The sequence below is a fragment of the Maribacter forsetii DSM 18668 genome (assembly GCF_000744105.1).
Lineage (GTDB): Bacteria > Bacteroidota > Bacteroidia > Flavobacteriales > Flavobacteriaceae > Maribacter > Maribacter forsetii.
This window is the reverse complement of sequence record NZ_JQLH01000001.1, coordinates 4,100,654-4,122,602: the sequence shown is the minus strand read 5'-3', so window position 1 is coordinate 4,122,602 and position 21,949 is coordinate 4,100,654. Positions and strand designations below refer to the sequence as shown.

At 35.5% G+C, this 21,949-nt stretch carries 17 protein-coding genes, 1 tRNA gene and 1 pseudogene; 11 read left to right on the top strand and 8 right to left on the bottom strand.

Translation table 11 applies throughout. From position 1 onward, the window contains the following. Positions 1-20: 20 nt before the first annotated feature. Together P177_RS17505 and P177_RS17500 are read right to left on the bottom strand one after the other, a co-directional pair. Positions 21-1,604: a 4Fe-4S binding protein gene (locus P177_RS17505; protein WP_036156844.1), complete on the bottom strand. Its 1,584-nt coding sequence runs from the start codon at positions 1,602-1,604 to the stop codon at positions 21-23. A gap of 28 nt (positions 1,605-1,632) precedes the next feature. Beyond that, entirely contained in the window at positions 1,633-2,979 is a 1,347-nt protein-coding gene (locus P177_RS17500; RefSeq protein WP_036156843.1) for an NAD(P)/FAD-dependent oxidoreductase, read from the bottom strand. A 276-nt stretch (positions 2,980-3,255) separates the two neighbouring features. On the opposite strand from P177_RS17500, the gene P177_RS17495 reads away from it, so the two are divergent. The 4 genes and pseudogenes from P177_RS17495 to P177_RS17480 all read left to right on the top strand — a co-directional run bounded on the left by P177_RS17495 (position 3,256) and on the right by P177_RS17480 (position 7,415). Then, positions 3,256-3,975: a DUF547 domain-containing protein gene (locus tag P177_RS17495; RefSeq protein ID WP_316930798.1), complete on the top strand. Its 720-nt coding sequence runs from the start codon at positions 3,256-3,258 to the stop codon at positions 3,973-3,975. Positions 3,976-4,002: 27 nt separating this feature from the next. Beyond that, the gene (locus tag P177_RS17490; protein ID WP_036156842.1) at positions 4,003-4,878 is read left to right on the top strand and encodes a hypothetical protein; all 876 of its coding nucleotides are present in this window, start codon (positions 4,003-4,005) and stop codon (positions 4,876-4,878) included. Positions 4,879-5,048: 170 nt separating this feature from the next. Then, positions 5,049-5,318: pseudogene (locus tag P177_RS20565) on the top strand (POTRA domain-containing protein); the annotation flags it as partial. Positions 5,319-6,413: 1,095 nt separating this feature from the next. Further along, positions 6,414-7,415: an N-acetylmuramoyl-L-alanine amidase family protein gene (locus P177_RS17480; protein ID WP_245233062.1), complete on the top strand. Its 1,002-nt coding sequence runs from the start codon at positions 6,414-6,416 to the stop codon at positions 7,413-7,415. Positions 7,416-7,502: 87 nt separating this feature from the next. Here the strand turns inward: P177_RS17480 and P177_RS17475 are convergent, their stop codons facing one another. The 5 genes from P177_RS17475 to P177_RS17455 form a co-directional block, all read right to left on the bottom strand. Then, positions 7,503-9,065, bottom strand: coding sequence for a Kelch repeat-containing protein (locus P177_RS17475; protein WP_036156839.1), 1,563 nt, complete (start codon positions 9,063-9,065; stop codon positions 7,503-7,505). Positions 9,066-9,260: 195 nt separating this feature from the next. Then, positions 9,261-9,965, bottom strand: coding sequence for a TIGR04283 family arsenosugar biosynthesis glycosyltransferase (locus P177_RS17470; protein WP_036156838.1), 705 nt, complete (start codon positions 9,963-9,965; stop codon positions 9,261-9,263). Positions 9,966-10,009: 44 nt separating this feature from the next. After that, on the bottom strand, positions 10,010-10,825 hold the full coding sequence (locus P177_RS17465) for a purine-nucleoside phosphorylase (RefSeq protein ID WP_036156837.1): 816 nt from the start codon (positions 10,823-10,825) through the stop codon (positions 10,010-10,012). After that, positions 10,822-11,499, bottom strand: a complete 678-nt coding sequence (locus P177_RS17460) for a TIGR04282 family arsenosugar biosynthesis glycosyltransferase (RefSeq protein WP_084684726.1) — start codon at positions 11,497-11,499, stop codon at positions 10,822-10,824. The genes P177_RS17465 and P177_RS17460 overlap by 4 nt, the downstream gene beginning before the upstream one ends. Positions 11,500-11,526: 27 nt before the next feature. Then, a complete protein-coding gene (locus P177_RS17455) occupies positions 11,527-12,033 on the bottom strand; it encodes a rhodanese-like domain-containing protein (RefSeq protein ID WP_036156836.1) in 507 nt (168 codons plus the stop codon). An 85-nt stretch (positions 12,034-12,118) separates the two neighbouring features. Between P177_RS17455 and P177_RS17450 the strand changes: the two genes are divergently transcribed. Continuing rightward, entirely contained in the window at positions 12,119-13,672 is a 1,554-nt protein-coding gene (locus P177_RS17450) for a glycoside hydrolase family 32 protein (protein ID WP_245233061.1), read from the top strand. 337 nt (positions 13,673-14,009) lie between these two features. On the opposite strand, the gene P177_RS17445 is transcribed toward P177_RS17450, so the two are convergent. After that, a tRNA-Phe gene (locus P177_RS17445) sits at positions 14,010-14,082 on the bottom strand. Between the two features lie 101 nt (positions 14,083-14,183). On the opposite strand from P177_RS17445, the gene P177_RS17440 reads away from it, so the two are divergent. From P177_RS17440 to P177_RS17410, 6 genes are all read left to right on the top strand, one after another. Beyond that, positions 14,184-14,912, top strand: a complete 729-nt coding sequence (locus P177_RS17440; RefSeq protein WP_036156835.1) for a type III pantothenate kinase — start codon at positions 14,184-14,186, stop codon at positions 14,910-14,912. After that, entirely contained in the window at positions 14,913-16,199 is a 1,287-nt protein-coding gene (locus P177_RS17435; protein ID WP_036156834.1) for a membrane protein, read from the top strand. It abuts the gene before it with no gap. Between the two features lie 39 nt (positions 16,200-16,238). Beyond that, positions 16,239-17,612, top strand: a complete 1,374-nt coding sequence (locus P177_RS17430) for a tetratricopeptide repeat protein (protein ID WP_036156833.1) — start codon at positions 16,239-16,241, stop codon at positions 17,610-17,612. A 5-nt stretch (positions 17,613-17,617) separates the two neighbouring features. After that, positions 17,618-18,229, top strand: coding sequence for an LPS export ABC transporter periplasmic protein LptC (gene lptC / locus P177_RS17425; RefSeq protein ID WP_036156832.1), 612 nt, complete (start codon positions 17,618-17,620; stop codon positions 18,227-18,229). Between the two features lie 198 nt (positions 18,230-18,427). After that, entirely contained in the window at positions 18,428-19,714 is a 1,287-nt protein-coding gene (locus tag P177_RS17415) for a hemolysin family protein (protein ID WP_036156830.1), read from the top strand. A gap of 110 nt (positions 19,715-19,824) precedes the next feature. Further along, positions 19,825-21,942, top strand: a complete 2,118-nt coding sequence (locus tag P177_RS17410) for a peptidylprolyl isomerase (protein WP_036156828.1) — start codon at positions 19,825-19,827, stop codon at positions 21,940-21,942. The last annotated feature ends 7 nt before the right edge of the window (positions 21,943-21,949 follow it).

Genomic DNA, 21,949 nt, shown 5'->3' with positions numbered 1-21,949 from the left:
GCGTTATTTTAAGATAAAACCTATTTATTATTCACTAAATCCATTAAATCAACATCATTACCTAATAATACATCTTTAGAATTGATACGCCCTTTTTCAGGTCCGTTTTCTAATTTTAGAACTCCCCTTGGGCATACAGCGGAACAAATACCACAGCCTACACAACTAGAACGTACAATGTTCTCCCCTTTTTGGGCATATGCACGTACATCAATACCCATTTCACAATAAGTAGAACAGTTACCACAAGAAATACATTGACCACCATTGGTCGTAATTCTAAATTTAGAGAACAAACGTTGTTGAAAACCTAACATGGCAGCCATTGGGCAACCAAATCTACACCACACACGGTTTCCTAAAATAGGATAAAAACCTGTACCTATAACTCCAGAGAAGATACTACCTATTAAAAAGCTATAAGTGGTACGTAGTGTTTCCGCTTTGAATATGAATATGTTTCCAGAACCACTAAAAAAGTGCATTCCAATTAATACGGCAATAATAGTAAAGTAGCCTATTGCTCCATATTTGGCATCTTTAGCAAGTTCTTCTCTTTTATAGATCATTACCCAAGAAAAAATAGCGGTTAAAATAACAGCTACACCAGATATGAACATGGTTTTTGTAAGCCAATATTTGCTGGTATTATTACCTAAATAAGAATAAATGACAGCTATGGTCATTAGGGTTACGAATACCACAACACTGTGTACTACCCAACGTTCAACTTTCCAGGCAAATTTAGATTTATCGCTTAATTGACGAAAAGAATCACCTGCAGTTTCTGCTAGGCCACCGCAACCACAAACCCATGAGCAATACCAACGTTTACCATATTTGTAGGTTAAAAAAGGAGAGATGACAAAGATAGATATGATACCGAAAAACAGCATGGTCATACCTACACTACCAGAATCTATAAAGCCATTTATACGATAGCGTTCAAAGTTGTAATAGTTTAAAGGCCACATATTTTTTAAATCGTAATATGGTAAATCACCATTTAAACGCGCCATGATTTCAGGAATGAAAAATGCGAATGCAGTCTGAAAGAACATAACACTAACCGTCCTCAATTGCTCGTATTTATTATGGCGGTATTTCCAAATGAACTTGGCACCGAAAGCCAAAATAGCCACGGTATACATGGTACCGTAAACAAACCATTGGCTGGCAGGGTTTCCGCTGAGACCTTTACTTAAAGGGTCAAATAAGGCAATTAAGCCTGTATTGTCACCATCTTTTACTAAGCCAAGATATTGCGGATAAAAATAGAGTACAATGTAAAAACCTGTTAAGGCAATACCGGCCATCCAGGCAAGAACACCACGGCTAGATATAGATTTAAACCATACGCCGTCATTCTTAATTCCTTTATGCTTGTTTGCATATGCAGCCTGTGAAAACCAAATGATACCAGCAAAAATGGCAACAATAGAAATGGTAAGCCAAAGTGCCGTATTACCAAGATTTAAATTGAATAATTGTAGAATGAGAATTCCCAAACCGATCATTCCTGTGACTACTGCCAGTTTTTGGCCTGTATTTAATGCTTTAGGCGGTTCTCCCGCAAGAGACATACTTCTGTCAAAATTACCCATAGTAGGTGTTGTTTGTTTTGTTATTTAGTTAGGCGATACTGAAAATACGTTTCCAGCTTTTTTTCTTAGGGCTGATGTTCTTATTGAAATCAGCATTGTATTTGGCGACAATTTCATCTTCATAGAGCTTATAAAACTCAGGATCAAAATTGGCATCCTTTAAATAGGTCATTACGTGGTCAATGTCCTTGTTTTCTGTTAACCATTGGTCAAAAATTTCGTGTCGCATTCGAATACCAAAGGTGTTCAAACCTAAAAATTGATGGCTGTCTTTATCAAATGCTACGGTTATACATATCTTTTCAGTAGCATGGCGCCAGTGAAAATGATGTTCATTATCTTTTTTGCTACGTTCACTAAAGACCCATCCGTAAGTTTGGTATTCTACATCTAAGAATTTAGCGGAGTTGAACCAATGACCAGGGTTGTATTCTCTTGGTTTGCCACATATAGTTTGTGCTAGAGCCTCGCCCATCATTCGCCCGGTATACCAAACCGCTTCTATTGGTCTTCTGCTGCCTATACCTTCGTGTTGCTCTGCACAGTCGCCTATTGCGTATACATCTTTTACATTGGTCTCTAAAAAGCGATTAACCTTAACACCTCTGCCTAATTCAATGCCAGAATCTTTTAGGAAATCTATATTTGGGGCAACACCGGCAGTTAAGCCAACTACATTACATTCAATGGTTTCACCTTTATCTGTTACTACAGCTTTTGCTCGCCCATTGTCATCAGAAATTATTTTCTCAAGATTGGTGTCAAGTTGCAAATCTATATGGTGTTCTAGAATATGCTCATTGATCATGGCAGATTCACCTGCAGGTAATACGCCGTTCCAAAAGCTATTTTCTCGAACCAAAAAAGTGACAGGTATTTGGCGAGAGCGTAGCATCTCGGCCATTTCAATACCTATCAATCCGCCGCCAACAATAACCGCACGATTACATACCTTGTTATTAGGGGCGTTCTTCTCAAGCATTTCTAGATCTTGTTTTGAATACAAGCCTTGTACACCTTTTAAATCTTGCCCTGGCCAGCCAAACTTATTAGGCTTAGAACCTGTTGCAATAATTAGTTTGTCATAAGAAATAGATGAACCACCTTTTAGAAGAAGCTTTTTAGCATCCGTTTCTACTTTTTCTACAAACCCGTTAACGAGGTCGATTCTGTTTTTCTTCCAAAACCAGTTTTCGTAAGGTTGTGTATGTTCAAATTTCATGTGACCCATGTAAACATACATTAATGCGGTACGGGAGAAGAAATAGTCACTTTCTGCGGAAATAATGGTGATTCTTTTGTCTGATAGCTTACGTATATGTCTAGCTAAAGTGACTCCAGAAATGCCATTACCAATAATTACGATATGATCCATAAATTGCTTTTGTTGATGGTTGTGTCGGTATTAAAGGTAATAACTTAACAGCTACCTTTTTATTTAGAAAGATTATAAATTTGTTATAACTCTGTGATACTTTTTATCGTAGTTTGCGTTTTAACCTTATTAAAACGTCTTTGTAACCTGCAGAAAATCAGTGTTTAATTCGTTTAAAAAATTTAAAGAAAAAAAATTATTTTTTTTTAAGAAGTGTATGTTTTTGTAAATGGCCACGACCTAAACAATCTCAAAAGTGATATTAAATTTAAAATTATGATGAATAGAATTGTTATACAGACTTTGTTTTTCCTTTTAATGGTTACCAGTGTTTCTGCACAAGATGTAGCTACCTTTTTTAGCAAGAGCGATAGTTTTTTTAAGGAGTACGTTGTTGATGGTAAAGTAAAGTATGCAGCTATTAAAAATAACCCAGAAGCTTTAAAAGAGGCATTGAGTTCTGCTAAGAGTATATCGGTTTCAAAATCAAATGCAACAACATATCAATCTTTTTGGATCAATGCTTATAATCTACTTGTTATAGATGGTATCGTTAAGAATTATCCATTAAAATCACCTTTAGACGTAGCTGGATTTTTTGATAAGACAAAACATGAAATAGCAGGTAAGTCTGTAACCTTAAACGGTATTGAGAATGATCTGTTAAGAGCACAGTTTCCAGCAGAAGCAAGATTTCATTTTGTATTGGTATGCGCAGGTTTAGGGTGCCCGCCAATTATAAACACGGCTTACAAGCCTAGCACAATAGATGGTCAATTGCAGAAGCAAACCGTTTTGGCTTTGAACAATCCTAACTTTATAAAAGTAAATAAGAATAAAGTACAGATTTCTCAATTATTTGAGTGGTACAAAGGAGACTTTGAACAAAAAGGAAGTACTGTAGATTTTATCAATACCTACAGAAAAGAACAATTACCAGAAAATACGAAGGTTTCTTACTATCCTTACGACTGGTCTTTGAACGAAACTAAATAATCAACTAAGAATTTTAAAAACCTAAAAATGAAAATTTTAACTAGAAATTTATTTCTTGCAGTGGCTCTTTGTGCCTTTTTTACAGGCTACGGGCAAGATAGTTTGCAACAGAAAAGTAATATACAGCAATATACACCGTCAAAATTGATAGGTAAGGGGCAGTATGATTTAAAGTGGTTCAATAATTTATATACACAAACTGAAAGTACATTTTCAGAAGGTACGGAGCCTAGACAAACTTTTTTTACATCAACATTAGAGGCATACACCGGTGTTGGAACAAATAAGAGGTGGAATGTTGGTGCTATTTTAGAGTTTAGATCAAATGTTATTGGAGATAGAAGTGCCTTGGATGTATTTAAATTTGACGGAGAAAACAATACAGCTAGATCCGGACTTACCTCAATAGCGCCATCAGTGAAATTTGTGCCTATTGCTTCTGTCAGTAATTTTTCAATTCAAAGTTCATTCTTTATCCCTTTGGTAGATAATGAAACAGAAAACGGTGTTTTTTTAGATCAAAAAGGATACATCTGGCAAAATAGATTCTTTTACGATTACACCTTTCCAGGAGATAAATGGCAACTTTTTAGTGAAATCAATTCAGAGTTAAGTTTTGGAGATAAGGAAGAGAGTTTTGCCAATAATAGTTTGAACCTGACACCAGGCATATTTCTTAGCTATTTTCCGTCAAGCAAGTTTACCGTTTTGGCATTGGCACAACATTCTCAACGTTTAGATTTGGGTAATGATTTTGCACAAGATTTTACAGCATTGGGTGGTGGTGCAAAATATCAACTTACAAGTGCCCTAAATCTAGAGTTATTGTACACAAACTTTGTTCGTGGCAGTAATACAGGGCTAGGACAAACTTTTAATTTAGGATTAAGAGGAATTTTTTAAAAAAATAGTTTGAGTGTTCTTAAAAGAGCCTTTTGTTGGAAAACAAATAGGCTCTTTTTTGATGTTTATAGGTATGCTTTTGAACTATAATTGATTACACCCATATTTTGTTCTATATTGGAAACCTTAGAGCAAAATTCATATTGGTCAGGATATGAGTACTTAAAAGAATGAATACAAAAACGCTACCATTTCTATTTATAATACTTGTCAGTTTCATAATGAAAGGGCAAGATGTTACAGTGGCAGAATTACAGTTTTCTGGAACAAAACGCACCAAGGTATCATTCATTGAAAATCTTGTGGATGTAAAAAAAGGTATGGTCTTGGATTCTGCTCTTATGAATAGAGATATGCTTCGTTTAAAGAGATTACCCTCTATATCTCACGCATATTATAAGGTAAATGTATTGCAGAATGAAACTTGCAAGGTTGAATATATCATTGAAGAAAATTTCACGTTAATTCCGTTTGCAAATCTTTTTAGCTCATCCAATGACAATTTTGCATTTAGAGTGGGACTACAAGAGTTTAATTCTTTTGGTCGTAATATTACCTTAGGAGCTTTTTATCAGTATGATAATTATAGCTCTTTTGGGGTAAGTGTAAGAGCACCATATCTCTTTTCAAATAAGCTTGGTCTAGCTATTAATTATAACGATTTTACCACATTAGAACCTGTCTTTTTCCAAGATGATACAGCAGATTATAAGTATAGCAACACGGGGTTTGAGCTTTTAGGGCTGTATGAATTCAATTTCAAAAATAGAATGGAGTTGGGCTTTAGTTTTTTTACTGAAGACTATGCATATGTTGATGGCGCTACCAGTGCAGGTGTACCTCTGAATTTAAATGTAGATAAGCATTTGTTCAAGTTCATATATGATTATAATAGTTTGGATTATTTCTACCACTATCTCGAAGGATTTAGAAGTCAGTTGAATTTTCAATATGTAGGCAGTACCGATACAAGTTTGCCAGAATTCTTAATCGGTTTTAATGATTTCACATACTTTAAAAGAGTAGGCGATAGGGGTAATTGGGCAAATAGATTGCGTTTAGGTTTAGCTAGTAATGTTGATAGTCCGTTTGCGCCGTTCACGGTAGATAACAATTTAAATATTAGAGGAGTTGGTAACTCAATAGATAGAGGAACGGGAATGATTGTTTTAAATACGGAATATCGTCAGACCATTATTGATAAAAATAAATTTGTATTGCAGGGAAATATATTCATTGATGGAGGTACATGGCGTAACCCTGCAGGCGGATTTGATGACTTATGGAATAGTGAAAATATAAGAATATACCCAGGTGTAGGTCTGCGTTTTATGCATAAGAGAATTTTCAATGCTATTTTTAGAATAGATTACGGCTACGGAATCACAAAAGACGGAGACAACGGTATTGTCTTTGGTATTGGTCAATATTTTTAGCAATCTTTGTACTGAATTTAAGGGTGTTAATTGTTTTCTGGCATAGACCTTGTATTTAGTGATAGGATGAAATACAGCAATCTTACTGGTATAATATGTATGTTTTTAAGTGTTTTTTGCTTCGGGCAAGATTCGCTGAAGACCGTTACGGCAGAACCTGGTGACGGCATTTTATCGCTGATTAGAAAGCAAGGGGTAGACCCGTACGAAGTATTCGATGAGTTTGTGACATTGAATATCGAAAACTTAAGGGATAGCGTTCATTTAATAGCAGGTAGAACTTATGTAATGCCAGATGTAAAATTAGATACGGTGGCTATTGTTGACTCATTGCAGATTCAGGCAAAAGAAGTAAAGGAGATAGAGAGTGCTTCTTATGCTATTTTCGGAGAAAAATACAAAACCGTAATTGAAAAAAGTGAGCGTTTAAAAGGTAATGTGTACTACTTGGTAAGCGGTCATGGAGGTCCTGATCCCGGTGCCATGGGTATGTATGCCGGCAAGGCAATAGCAGAAGATGAATATGCTTATGATATTACGCTGCGCTTGGCAAAAGAATTAATGGCTCATGGTGCTGAGGTTTATATCATCATACAAGATGAAAATGATGGTATTAGAGATGAACGAGTTTTAGAAATTGACCATGACGAAGTAGCGTATCCTGATAAAACAATTCCTTTAAATCAGTTGGCGCGGTTAAAACAACGCGTAGATATTATCAATGATTTATATAAAGATAACAGAGGTAAATATCAGCGCTTGATCGTTACCCATGTAGATAGTAGAAGCGAAAATCAAAATATAGATGTTTTCTTTTATCACCATGAGAAAAGCAAGAACGGAGAAAAACTAGCGGAAAGTATTCATAAAACGTTTGGAGCCAAGTACAAGAAATATCAGCCTAATAGAACGTACTCAGGTACTTTTGAAGATAGAACCTCGCTGTATTTGGTAAAGAAAACGCACCCTGCAATGGCATATATTGAGATTGGGAATATTAGAAATAAAAAAGATCAGGTCAGGATCTTAGATCCAGATAATCGTCAGGCTCTTGCAAAATGGATTAGTGAAGGGGTATTGTTGGATTTTGAAGGGGAGTAGGTTTGATTTTAAAATTCGGAATAAAAAAAACCTTTACCGATGTATAAAGCGGTAAAGGTTAGTGCACAAATTGCTTATGGGTATTGCCTAATTTAAATCTGCTACCAATACATCCCAATTTTGAAATTCTCCTTCAGCCACTTCTTCTTGTTGACCATAAAGAATATATATTTTTCCATTGATTACGGCCATAGAGTGAATAGTCTCGTTTTCAGGGCTGGTTAAATTGGTAGTCAATTCAGTAAACTCATTATTTAAAGTGTTATATACGCCTATATAAGGGTCGTTGCCATTTTGCGTTAAAAAACCATTAGGGTTACCGTCGCCATCGGCATCATCTGTAAATGATTTTATTTGACCGCTTACTATAATTAGGTTTTCATATTTTCCGGTATAAGTAAAGTGTAATGCTGAAGGCATGGTTTCAGTGCTCATTACTCGAGATTCAAAATCATAAATATAAATGGAGTTTTTGGCATTTTGACCAAAGGCCTCTTTTGTACCACCAAAAACATATAGTTTGTTTTGTACTATTTCTGCTCGGGCTCCACTTCTAGCTTCTGGCATTATGGTTTCAATTGTAAGTGATGAATTTAAATCATCCCATTTATAAATTTCATCACCAATATTTTGTGTGTCGCCAAGGGATCCACCAACAATGAAAATTTCATCGTTAATTACGGCAGAACCATGTCTGGATAATGCAATTTGTCCATCATACGAAGAACTGATTGGATCTGTCTGTAAATCTTGGTCATAGGTGTTTATATATTGACCACCGACTACCTTTAGTTTATTGTCTATAATATGAAGTTGTTTTGATACGAAATCTGATTGAAAAAATAGTTTATCCGTTAGGGTGCCGGTTTCATTATCAAATCTAGTAATACGCTCGGGGTCAACAGCCTCAGACCCTCTCATATCACCTTCTCTAGTCACTATGAAAATACTGTTACTACTGTTAGAGCCTATCATCCCCGGGGAGAAGCCACTAACGGCGTTAGAAGGGTATGAAAAAGCAGTGGAAAATGAAAGTGCTTCTGTAGGTGCCTGCACATAATCATTAGCTGTTTTAGGGGTAAGAGTAATTGCGATGGTTGATGATCCTTCGCCTAAAACAGTTCCCGTTATGGTACTTTCATCTAAATAGGTAAATGTAAAACCTGGGCTTTCTAGATCTGAACTGCTTTCTCCAACAAAATCAAATGAAGTTGTAAACGGAGATTCATAATAATCGACCATGGTTTCTTCTAGTGTTGTGGCCTCTGTTTCTATAAAGTTTCCAGGTCTCCATTCTAATGTACCGTTAAAGTCTGTTTTTGAACTAACGAAAACTTCGTTGGTAAAAACAAGTTCATCATCGGTAACGTTAAAATTATTTGAAATGTCAAATGTGCCGGAATCGTTGGTTAAAACTGCTTCACTGATCTTCCATACTTTTTGGTCATTATTTGTTAATGAACTTAAAACAGACTCGCGTTCTTGCGCAAGTACAATAGAAGGGTCTTCCGTTACCTCCTCTTCAGGCTCTTCTATTTCTTCTTGTTCTTGTTGTTCAGTTTCGGTTTCTTTAGTTTCGTCCTTATCACAACTTATGATGAAAAATGTTAATGATGTTAATAAGAGGATTTGTAATACCTTAGTTTTCATTTTGGTTTGGTTTTAAAATTAACAGTGTTAAATGTAGTTTTGGGAATGGCGTGCGGCAATACCCGTTAATAGGTAATTTTAAAACTCCGTTAAGTTAATCAGTGGGGATTAAAAGTTTAGGTTAAAAGATATTTGTTGAGGTACTGGAAGAATACAAAAGTGAAGGCGTGTTGTTGAATTTTGAAGGGGAATAAGTTAGGCAGCTATATATTTTAAGTAATATTGATAAAGTTCTATTGGGTTAGCGCCTAAATAATATTTTAAATGAATCATACCAAAATGATATTGTAATTTAACCATGCCTCGTTCTTCATAACGTCGTGCGGAAGTGGTTACGGCAGAAGATATAATCTTAAAAGGTTTTAGTTTGTAAACTCTTCTAATAAATTCGTTGTCTTCGTAAATAACATAACTTTCATTGAAACCCTTAAGTTGTTGAAATAGTTTACTGGTGATGAAAAGCGACTGGTCACCGCCACGACAAATTTGATGGTTAATGCGTGTGCACCAACCAAAGAATTTTAAGAAAGGACTATTGCTATTAAATTGCATTTGAAAACAACCTACCTCAAAACCTTGGTCAATTTCGTTTAAAATAGCGCCGTCGAAATCTTTTGGAGGTAGCGTATCTACATGTATAAAATAAAGAACATCGCCAGTTGCATTTGCAGCGCCAAGGTTCATTTGTGCAGCTCGCCCTTTGTCACTGTTAATTACCGTTGCTCCATATTTTTGAGCATTGGTTACGGTAAGGTCGGTACTGCCACCATCAACCACAAGTATTTCTTTAATTCGGTCAGTGCCTGATTTGTTGGAAATGGCAAAAAGTACATCTTTAATGTACTTTTCTTCATTCAATACCGGAATGATAATACTTATGGTTGGCTGGTGAGTACTCATAATAAAGTATTTGCTTTCTTATGGTAGTCAAATATCAATAAACCTTACAATTGCTTAATTAATTCTTGAAATAACTTCACCATTTTAGGTTCGGTCTTTTCTGCAATAGAAATAATTTCAGCGATATCAACTGGTTTTAGATTGTCTGGGTCGCATTCGTCAGTTAAAACAGAAACCGCAACAATGGGTAGCGATAAATGATTGGCAACGATAACTTCTGGTACGGTACTCATACCTACGGCATCTGCACCAATTAATTTAATCATTCTGTATTCTGCCCTGGTTTCTAGCTGCGGTCCAACAACAGAAGCGTATACACCGCTCTTCAATGATATATTTAGGTCTTTGGCAATAGTGGTTAATTTGTTACGCATATCTAAGTCATAAGGCTCTGACATATCTGCAAAACGTTCTCCAAATTCACTGACACCCTTAAATGCCAATGGCGAACCACCTTGTAGATTAATGTGGTCTTCTATCAACATCATATCACCTTTTTTAAAGTCAAGGTTTACCGCACCAGCTGCATTAGATATGAAAAGTTTTGAAATGCCCAACATGTGCATAACACGAATTGGGTAGGTAATATCTAAAAAGTCATAACCTTCATACAGGTGAAAACGACCTTGCATGACAACTACTTTCTTACCGGAAATAGTTCCATAAACCAATTTGCCTGTATGGAATTCTACGGTTGCCAGTGGAAAAAACGGAATGTGATTGTAGTGCGCCTCAATAGGGTCTTCTACACTATCCACTAGTTTTCCTAAACCTGTGCCTAGAACAATACCAATTTCTGGATTGTCAAAACCTTTATTTTTAAGGTATGCTACAGATTCTAAAAGTTCATCTTTCATCATAAATTTATATGTTTTAAAAAGGGTTTAAAGGCATCAATATCCTTTATGTCCTCGTAATAATCTACATCGTTTTTTGATTCTAAAAGTGCGGTGCTTTCATGTTCTAGATCAGCTAAAGTATCCTTTAGAACCGTTTCAGTGCCCCAAGTTTTATTTTTAAAAAGTTCAGGCATAAATTTTTTCATACCCAATAAATAATATCCGCCATCATCAGCCGGACCCACTACAAAATCATTTTTCTCCAGAGCTTTAAAAGCATTCTCTAGATTTTCTTGAGATAAATCAAGCATATCGCTGCCGATAATGATAATCTTTTGATAATCGTTTTGGAACCCTTCTTGAAAAGCATTTGCCATACGATCACCCAAGTCGTCGCCTATTTGAATTTTTTTATCATATTTCTGATTATCCCAAATATCGTTTTCCCAAATTTCTTCAGAATAATACACCTGTTTTTCTGTGTATAAGTTCTTGGTGATGGATACGGTGTGGTTTAATAAGAATTTATAAATATCTAATGCAGCCTGGTCACCAATGGTAGCGGCTAAACGCCTTTTTCCTTTACCCAATTCTGGGTTTCTAGTGAAAATAAGCAAAAGGTTATTTGAGTTTGCGAGAGTGAAATCTATAATTTTCTCGTCTTTCTCTGTTTTATTGTTTTGTAGTATTCCCAATCTGTTTTTATTTTCCTAACTCCTTTATTAATAAACCTTTATACCTTCGTGTAAAAGTTTGCCCCAATGCTTGCTAAAAGCATGAACGCTGTCAGTAGCAATTTCTTGGTCGTTAAAAACTTCGCCTCCTTTATTTTTCCAATCAAAAATACCACCATATAAATTGAGAATATTGGTATAGCCTAATTCTTTTAATTGTTCGCCTATATCTTCAGAGCGTACACCTATAGAGCAGTATACGATTATGGGTTGATCCTTATCTGTTATGGTTTCAAGCACTACTTGTTCGTTAAATTTTTTATAACCTACCCATAGAGCATTTTCTAGATGGCTAACCTCAAACTCTTCTTTTTCCCTTGTATCCAAAAACGCGATAGAATCGAACGTAGGCATATTGTCAAAATAAACATAAGGTATCGTTCCCTTGTTCCAAGATTTTAGAGCCTTGGAAATTTTGTCTTGACTTATCCCTTTTTGCGATAAAGAAAGGAAGGTAAATACACAGAGTAATAATTTATAATTTAGTATTTTCATTATTACAAAGGTACTATAAATACGATTTAAGAAGTGCCGGTATAAAAGTGAATTTATGGTTAAAACTATGCAAAATAATGGCTTAGTGGCATTTATTATAATATGTGTTCTATTTAATTTTAGTTGTAAGCAACATGTAAAACAAGAAGTTGTTACGGAAGATGAGGAGCCTACGGGATATTATATAGAACCATATAGGTCTCAGTATCATTTTTCGCCAGAGAAAAATTGGATGAACGATCCTAACGGATTAGTGTATAAGGATAGCCTATATCATTTGTTCTATCAATATTATCCTGATAGTACAGTTTGGGGACCTATGCATTGGGGGCATGCGGTAAGTGAAGATATGATAAAGTGGAAGCATAAGCCAGTAGCACTTTATCCTGATGAAAACGGATACATATTCTCTGGTAGTGCGGTGGTAGATCATAATAACACTTCAGGTTTTGGTACGGTTGATAATCCTGCAATGGTTGCCATATTTACCTATCATAACGCAGTAGCGGAAAAAGCCGGTACCAATGATTATGAAACGCAAGGCATTGCCTATAGTTTAGATAATGGTGATAGCTGGACCAAGTATGAGGGAAATCCGGTTATAGAAAATTCGGGTAGTAAAGATTTTAGAGATCCTAAGGTGTTTTGGAATAAAATAACCGAAAGCTGGACCATGCTTTTGGTTGCAGGAGATCATTTGCAAATCTGGAATTCTCCAAATTTAAAAGAGTGGGAAAAAGTTAGTGAGTTTGGTAAGGAACAAGGAGCACATGGCGGAGTTTGGGAATGCCCAGATATGTTTCCGCTAAAAATAGATGGTACTGATGAGGTAAAATGGGTACTACTGATAAGTGTTAACCCGGGTGCGCCAAACGGAGGTAGTGGAACGCAATATTTTATAGGGGATTTTGATGGTACAACTTTCACTACCGATCAAGTAAAGCACAAATGGGTAGACTTAGGAAGAGATAATTATGCAGGGGTAACCTATAACGATGCTCCTAATGATCAGCGTGTGTTTATGGGTTGGATGAGTAATTGGGACTATGCAATGGATACGCCCACAGAAAAATGGCGCAGTGCCATGACAGTGCCAAGGTTATTGAGCTTGCGTAAGGTAGGGGATGAGGTGTCGTTGTTTAATCATCCTTTAAAAAGTTTTGAGAAGCACGTTGCACTAGCATATCCTGAAAGTGTGATAGAGATTCTGCCTACGAGAAAAAGAATTATGCCTCTTAAATATGGAAATCAGAGTAAAATACAGTTTACGCTTTCCGTGCCAAATGCGCAAATGTATTTCAGGAATAAAAATGGGGATAGTTTAAGTATAGCTATTGATAGAGATAAAAAGATAGTGACTCTAGATCGAAGAAAATCAGGGAAAGTGGACTTTAGTGAAAAATTTGCTCCTGGTGTTCAACAAATGAAAATTCCCAATATTCCCAATGGTCCTATTGAGGTGGTTATGCTTTTAGATCATTCTTCGTTAGAGCTATTCATCAATGAGGGTCAGTATGTGATGACCAATCAAATTTTTCCCAATGAGTTTTTTAGGGCTTTGACCATTGTGAATAATTCAAAAGAGAAATTAAAAATAGAAGACTTTACCGAGCATAAGGTAGAACGGGTTTGGGATTAAAACGAAGCGTTTGTTGATTCTTTTTAAGCTAGCTGTGTCTCTGTTGTTTAAATTCTGAAGTCTTTAAAGCAATAGTTTACAATGTTGATTTTTTGTAAGAAGTTGTATTTAAACGTTTGCCAGTGTTGTTTCTTTGGCAATAGGCTGTGCTAATGTTTTAGATAAAACTATAAGTGTTCTTAACTATCATTGACCGTAGAAGGTCATAGTTCAATTTAAATTTATGGTAGAATAATGAGTTGCTAGTATGCTTCTTAAAAGGTCCTATGTATTTTTGTGGTACAACAGGTAAGTGTATAAAACAAAAAAATCCTTACCGTTAAGTAAGGATTTATTGTGGTGCCTCCAGGAATCGAACCAGGGACACATGGATTTTCAGTCCATTGCTCTACCAACTGAGCTAAGGCACCATGCTTGCTGTAAGCGGGTGCAAATATAATTTCAATTTTATGATTTCCAAACTAAATCGTAAAAAAAGAAAAATGTTTTTTTAATTTTTAATCTTTGTAACATGAATTTAATAATTGATGCAGGTAATACAAACGTTAAGTTGGCAATCTTTAAGAAGTCGGAAATAATTCATTTAGAGACTGTTGTTGTCGATTTGTTCGTAGAAGCAGTAAAAAAAATATTCAAAGAATTTCCAAAAATAAAATATTCAATAGTTTCTAGTGTTGGGTCACTTTCTAAGGAGCAAATGAAGGTTGTAGCCGTTTTTTGTAATCTTCATGAGCTTTCAAACAGGTCAAAAGTACCATTTAAGAACTCATATGCCTCACCGCAGACATTAGGTGTTGATCGTTTAGCCTTGGTAACGGCAGCTTATTATTTTAATCCGCATCACAATAATTTAATAATTGATGCCGGTAGTTGTGTTACCTATGATATGTTAAATGATTTTGATGAATACCTGGGCGGAGCTATTTCGCCAGGAGTGCAAATGCGCTATAAAGCCATGCATGAACAGACGGCGAAGTTGCCGTTGCTCGAGAAAAAAGAGTTATTGGACTACATAGGTAATACTACTGAAAACTGTCTTCATAGTGGGGTTGTAAATGGAATAACGCTTGAAATAGACGGTGTCATTGATCTTTACAAAGCTAGATTTGAAAATTTAACAGTTATTTTAACCGGTGGGGACACACAATTTTTGTCTAAACGATTAAAAAATACCATATTTGCGGATTCCAAATTTCTCCTGAAAGGGCTTAATTATTTGCTGGAATACAACAAGCACTAAATGATCAGAAAAATTGTAATTGCAATTGTATACATTACCACTGTTGGTATGTACGCTCAAGATGGTACTGTTTCTCCTTATTCTTTTTTCGGAATAGGTGATTTAAGAAATGAAAGTACGGTAGAAAATCAAATGATGGGAGGTATTGGTATCTATGCCGATAGTATTCATATCAATTTAAAAAACCCTGCCGCTTTTGGGAAATTAGGACTTGAGGTAATGGACCGTGAAGGTTTGGTTACCTATACTGCAGGTGTCTCCAATAAACAATACACACTTAAAAGTTTTACGGAAGAAGAGCAAAGCTCTATAACCAGTTTAGACTATTTGGCATTAGGTTTTAGTGTTGGTAAGGGTCTAGGAATGGGCTTTGGTATTATGCCATATTCATCTGTAGGGTATAATCTAGTGGATGAAAGAACTGTTTCTGGAAATTCTTTGACCAATGTCTATTCTGGTGAAGGTGGGTTAACGCGGGCTTTTTATTCTGTAGGATATGAAGTGTTGAAAGATTTAAGCATAGGTGCAACTGTGAATTTCAATTTTGGTACACTTGAGAGCGAAAGATTACAACAAATAGAGGATGTTCAATTTGGTACTTTTGATAGAAGAAGTTCAAGAGTAAATGGTTTCGATTTTAACTACGCCTTAAATTATTCTCCTATTATTAAGGGTAGAAATAGACTTCACACGTCAATAAGAGTAAATACTCAGGGTAATCTAGTGTCTACAAATGATAGGCAATTGGGTTCTTTTTCTGTATCCACAGGTGGTAATATAGAAGAGTTAGAGGTAGATTTGGTTTCCCAGAATTTAAAAAATACGGAATTAAAAATACCTACAACAACTACATTGGGTATTGGTTATGGGGAGGATTATAAATGGTTTATAGGTGCTGAATATAGTTTTCAGGAGATGAGTTCTTTTGAGAATGCATTCTTAGGTGCAGATAGTATAGCGTATGAAGATGCAAGTTCTTTTGCATTGGGAGCCTTTATCACTCCTGATCATGATTCTTTTACAGGTTACTTAAAACGAATTACTTACCGAGCTGGTTTACGTTTAGATAAGACAGGTATGTTGGTGAACGATGTTGATATAAATAACTTTGGCATAACTTTTGGATTAGGCTTACCACTGGGACGAAGTTTTTCTAATCTTAACTTAGGTTTTGAATTTGGTAAAAGAGGAACTACTAGAGCTAATTTGATAGAAGAGAGCTATTTTAAATTTAATGTAGGTCTATCGTTAAACGATCGTTGGTTCCAGAAAAGAAAAATCAATTAATAAAAATTTAGTACATTAACCATTTTAAAAAGAGAAAACATGAAATCGAAACTTTACTTCACGGCAATAATGTTCCTAGGGATGATGGGAGTGAGCAATGCGCAGGCGCAAAACCCTGAATGTATGACTAACTTGTCCATTTTTTCTGAGCATTCAAAAGTTAAAAATTATGATGCGGCCTATGAGCCATGGAAAATGGTTTATGAAACTTGTCCACAGTTAAATAACGCTATCTATGTATATGGTGAACGTATACTTAAAGATAAGATGAAAAAGGCTACAGGTGCCGACAAGGAAAAATTTGCTAATGATCTTATGGGTCTTTATGACAATAAGTTAAAGTATTTTGCATCTAAAACCAGTCAAGGTGAAACCGATGTTGATAAGGCAATGGTGATGTACGATAATAAAATGGCAGATGATGCTAAAATGTACAGCATGTTAAATGATGCGTTTACTAAGGATAAAGAGAATTTTACAAATCCAAAGGCATTATATATCTATTTCTCTAGTTTGGTTGATGAGCATAAAGCAGGTAGAAAAGACTTGCAAGAAGTTTTTGATGTATACGATGCGGTTACTGAAAAAATAGAAGTTGAAAACGAAAAAATCACAGGAAAAATAGCAAAGTTATTACCTAAAGAAGAAGCTGGTACATTAACTTCAAAAGAGAAGTCTCGTTTAAAGGCTTACAACTCTTACTCTGGAGCTTATGGTAAAATTGCTGGTAGTATTGATTCTAAATTAGGTCCTTTAGCAGACTGTAGTAACCTTATTCCTTTATACGAAAAGAGTTTTGAAGAGAAAAAAGGTGATGTTGTTTGGGTAAAAAGAGCGGTAGGTTTGATGTTCAACAAAGAATGTACGGATGATCCTTTGTTCCAAAAATTATTTGAAGCGCAGTTAGCTTTAGACCCATCTGCAGATGCTTATGTATATGGTGGTACTTTGAAAATGAAAAATGGGGATAGCTCAGGTGCACTTGCAGATTTTGATAAAGCATTGTCTTTAGAGACTGACAATGACAAGAAATCTAAGATTGCTTACAAAGTAGCAGTTATTAATAAAAGAAAAGGTAGTAAGTCTACTGCTCGTAAATACGCTCAGAATGCTATTGATGCTAACCCATCTAACGGTCGTGCATATTTATTGATCGCTAACTTATATGCTACAAGTGCAAACAGTTGTGGTACATCTGCTTTCGAGAAAAGAGCTATCTATTGGAAAGCTGCGGATATGGCAAGAAAAGCAGGTAGAGTAGATCCATCATTAAGTGGTTCTTCAAGTCAAGCTGCAAATAGCTATAGTTCAAAAGCACCATCTAAAGAGATGATCTTTAGTTCAGGTATGGCTGGTAAAACTGTTACTTTCAACTGTTGGGTTGGTGGTAGCGTGAAAGTACCTTCTTTATAGAAAAAATGATACAGATTAAAAATTTTAAAGGCATTGCCGTGGTTTATACCATGGCAATTCTTTTTTTATCTTGTCAAGATGAATACAAGAGAGTTGGGGAAGAGGCGCCAAAAAAGGTTTATCCTAGAAGTGTAGCAGAGAATTTTGTGGCTACCTATACGGAATCCCCAGAAAAATTAGGCTCAGAAGATGAGGGTTCTTCTAAAGTTCTAGCAATACTCTCGGGTCCTGTTAGGAATGATTTTGAGCAGTTATCTTTTCCGTATCAAACATTTCCTGAAGGTCTTTTGGTGGAGATTTTCAATGAAAAAAATGAAAAAACAATAATAGAGGCAGACTACGGAGTGTTGTATTCTAAGACTTCTATCGTAGATTTGCGTGGTAATGTACTTATAAAGAGTGATGATGGTAAGAAATTAGCAACATCTCAATTGTATTACGACCGTGGTAACGAATGGGCATTTACGCAAGAGAAGTTCACATTTACCAATCCTGATGATGGAACGGTAATGGATGGTGAAGGAATGGATATTCAAAAAGACCTTAAATTTTTAAATGCACATAAGACCTACGGACTTATGTTGATTAAAGAAGATAAAGAACAAGAGAATGATTAATATTTTAAGGTATACAGAATACTTATATGTAATAGTAGCTGGATTTTCAATTTTCAGAATATTTACAGATTGGAATACGGACAGAAGCATGGCTTATTTTTTCATATTTTTTGCTATCGTATCTATAGGTATGTTCTTGTTTAGAAGAAGCTACAGAAAAAAATTCGAACAACGTAAACGGGATAATCAAAATAAATAGTGGGTACAGCCGGTATTATCATTATACTTTCCTTATTTTTTTCAGCATTTTTCTCAGGAATGGAAATTGCCTTTATTTCTGCGAACAAAATTCATATTGAAATAGAGAAAAAACAAGAAGGCTTTTTGGCAATGGTATTGACCAGGTTAACCAAAAAACCATCAAAATTTATTGCCACCATGCTTATTGGTAACAATATAGCCTTGGTTATTTATGGTCTTTTCATGGGCGAAGTGCTTATGAACTGGTTTACTGGTATTGCACCTAACAATGCCTTTTTGAAGTTGTTGATCACAGATTTTAGTCTGTTGACCCAAACATTGATTTCTACTTTTGTTATTTTAATAACTGCTGAATTTTTACCTAAGGTACTCTTTCAAATTTATGCGAATAACCTATTGAAGTTATTGGCGATTCCTGCCTTTTTATTCTACATTTTATTTTCGTTTATATCCGATTTTATTATTTGGATTTCTGATTTTATATTGAAATATGTGTTTGGAACATCTGGAGATGAAGTTCAGTTGGCATTCAGTAAATTAGAATTGGGTGATTATATTACAGAGCAGATGGAAACCATTGAAGAAGAGGATGAGGTAGATACCGAGATTCAAATTTTTCAGAATGCATTAGAGTTTGCTGCTGTAAAAGCACGTGAGGTTATGGTGCCCAGAACAGAGATTGTTGCTGTTGAAATGCATGAGACCCCTAAAAATTTGGCAAAATTATTTACAGAGACAGGTTATTCCAAAATATTAGTATATAATGATACTGTAGATGATGTAATAGGTTATGTGCATTCTTATGAACTGTTCAAAAAGCCAAAGACAATAAAAAGTATCTTATTACCTGTAGAGTTTGTGCCAGAAACAATGCTTATTCAGGATATGCTCAATGTACTGATTAAAAAACGTAAGAGTATTGCGGTAGTATTGGATGAATATGGTGGTACATCTGGTTTGGTAACGGTAGAAGATATTGTGGAAGAGCTTTTCGGTGAGATAGAAGATGAGCACGATAGTACAGATTTAAGGGAAGAAGTGGTGGATGAACGTCACTTTTTATTTTCTGCAAGATTAGAAGTAGATGATATTAATGAAAATCACAAATTAAATCTTCCTGTATCGGATGAATATGAGACCTTAGGCGGTCTTTTAGTGCATACCTTAGGGGAGATTCCAGATAAAGATGTAGAGCTTACCATAGACGCTTATAAGTTTACCGTGCTAGAAGTTTCCAATACCAAAATAGATTTGATTTCAATAGAAGTTTTGGAAGAGGAATAACAGTGCATCAATCAATAAATTAGGAGTCTTTTTAGTTTTTATTATTTCAATTAAAAATGGTAGTTTTGCCTCCCAATAACCACAAACGATTATTTTAAACGTTAATTAGAATGGCAGTATTAGAAAATATTAGGAAACGTACAACAGTGTTGATCTTGATTATAGGTTTGGCACTTTTTGCATTTGTTATTTCTGGGGTTTTTACCAGTAGCAATTTTGGAGGAGAAAAAGTAGGCTCGTCAGTAGCTGAAATTAATGGAGAAGATATTTCTATTGATGAATTCAGACAAGAAGTTGAAGTAGCTTCTAACAGAGTTGGTCCAACAACATCATCAATGCAGGTGGTAAACCAAGTTTGGGAGAACAAAGTAAGAAAGACCATCTTAGGGGAGCAGTTTGAAGATTTGGGTATTGGTATAGAGCAAGATCAAATTGTTGATTTTCTAAGAACTACCGGTTATGCTCAGAATCCTCAGTTTCAAGATCAAAATGGTCAGTTTGATGCAAACATGTTCAAACAAACCGTTGCAGATTGGAAAGTGAACAACCCTGCGCAATATGATGCTTGGTTACAAACGGAAGCTGAAATCGTTCAATTGGCAAAAGAGCAAACATATTTTAATATGGTAAAGGCCGGTGTTGGCGCTACATTGAAAGAAGGAGAGCTAGATTATAAGTTGGCGAATGAAAAAATGGACATTAAGTATGTAAGAGTACCTTACACTTCTATTCCAGATAGTACGATCAATGTTACTAAAAGTGAAATTGCTGATTATGTTAGCAAGCACAAAGATGAATACAAGCAAGATCCTGCAAGAGATTTGCAGTATGTGTATTTTCAAGAGAAGCCATCAGAGGCGGATCAAACAGCAATTAAAGATGAGATCACTAAACTTTTAGATGATACTATTGAGTACAATTCTCAAACAGATCGTAATGATACTATTAGAGGATTTAGAAATACAACAGATGTTGCTGCATTTTTAGATAGATATTCAGATACTAAATTTGATACAATATACAAGGCGAAGAAAAACTTGCCTTCTAGTGTTGCGGATACCTTAATGAGTTTAAACGTAGGTCAAATCTACGGTCCTTATAAAGACGGTGATTCATACAAGATTTCTAAAATGATCGCCAGAAAGCCAAATGGTTCTGTGAAAGCGAGTCATATTTTATTAGCTTACACAGGTGCTACAAGAGCTAACCCAGCGGTAACTAGAACAAAAGAAGAGGCAGAGGTTAAAGCAAAAGAATTATTGAGAGAGGCTAAAAAATCCGGAGTTGTATTTTCTACATTGGCGAGAGATAACTCAGATGGGCCATCTGCGCCAAACGGTGGAGACTTAGGTTACTTTCAAAGAGGGGTAATGGTACCTGCTTTTAACGACTTCGCTTTTGGTAACTCAGAAGGTTCAATTGGTATGGTCGAAACCGATTTTGGATTTCACGTTATTAAAATTGACGATAAAGAAGATGTGGTTCAAATAGCAACTGTAGATAGAGAGATAGTTCCTTCAGAAGAAACAATCAATACATTGTTTACCAGTGCTACTAAATTTGAAATGGAAACTACAGAAGACGAAAGTGCCTTTTCTACCATTGCAAAGAAAGATGTATACGTTGTTCGTCCTGTAAATAAAATAAAAGCTTTGGATGAAAACTTGCCAGGTTTAACAAACCAAAGAAATATTGTACAGTGGGCATTTAATGCTGATACAGAAGTTGGTGATGTAAAGAGATTCAACATTAACAACGGTTATGCTGTTGTTCAATTAACGGGCAGTTATGCGGAGGGTGTAATGAGTGCAGAGGATGCTTCTGTACTTGTTTTACCAAAAATACGTAAAGAACGTAAGGCTGCACAGATTATCGCAGCTAACAAGGGTAAAGATATGAGTGCTATAGCATCTGATAACGGTGTTAGCGTTTCTAATGCTTCTGCGCTTACTGTTAAATCACCAACTATTCCTGGTGCTGGTAGCGAGCCGGTTGTAGTAGGTACTGCTTACGGAATGGCTGCTGGAGCAACTTCAGGGTTGATTCAAGGAAACACTGGTGTTTTTAAAATTGAAATCGTGAAGAAAACAGAAGCACCTAAATTAGATAACTACAGTGTATATGCTAATGCTTTGAAAACAGGAGCGGCTAGTCGTGTTAATACTGCGGTATACAATGCGTTGAAAGACGGTTCTGAAATTGAAGATAAAAGAGCTACGTTCTACTAGTAGTATC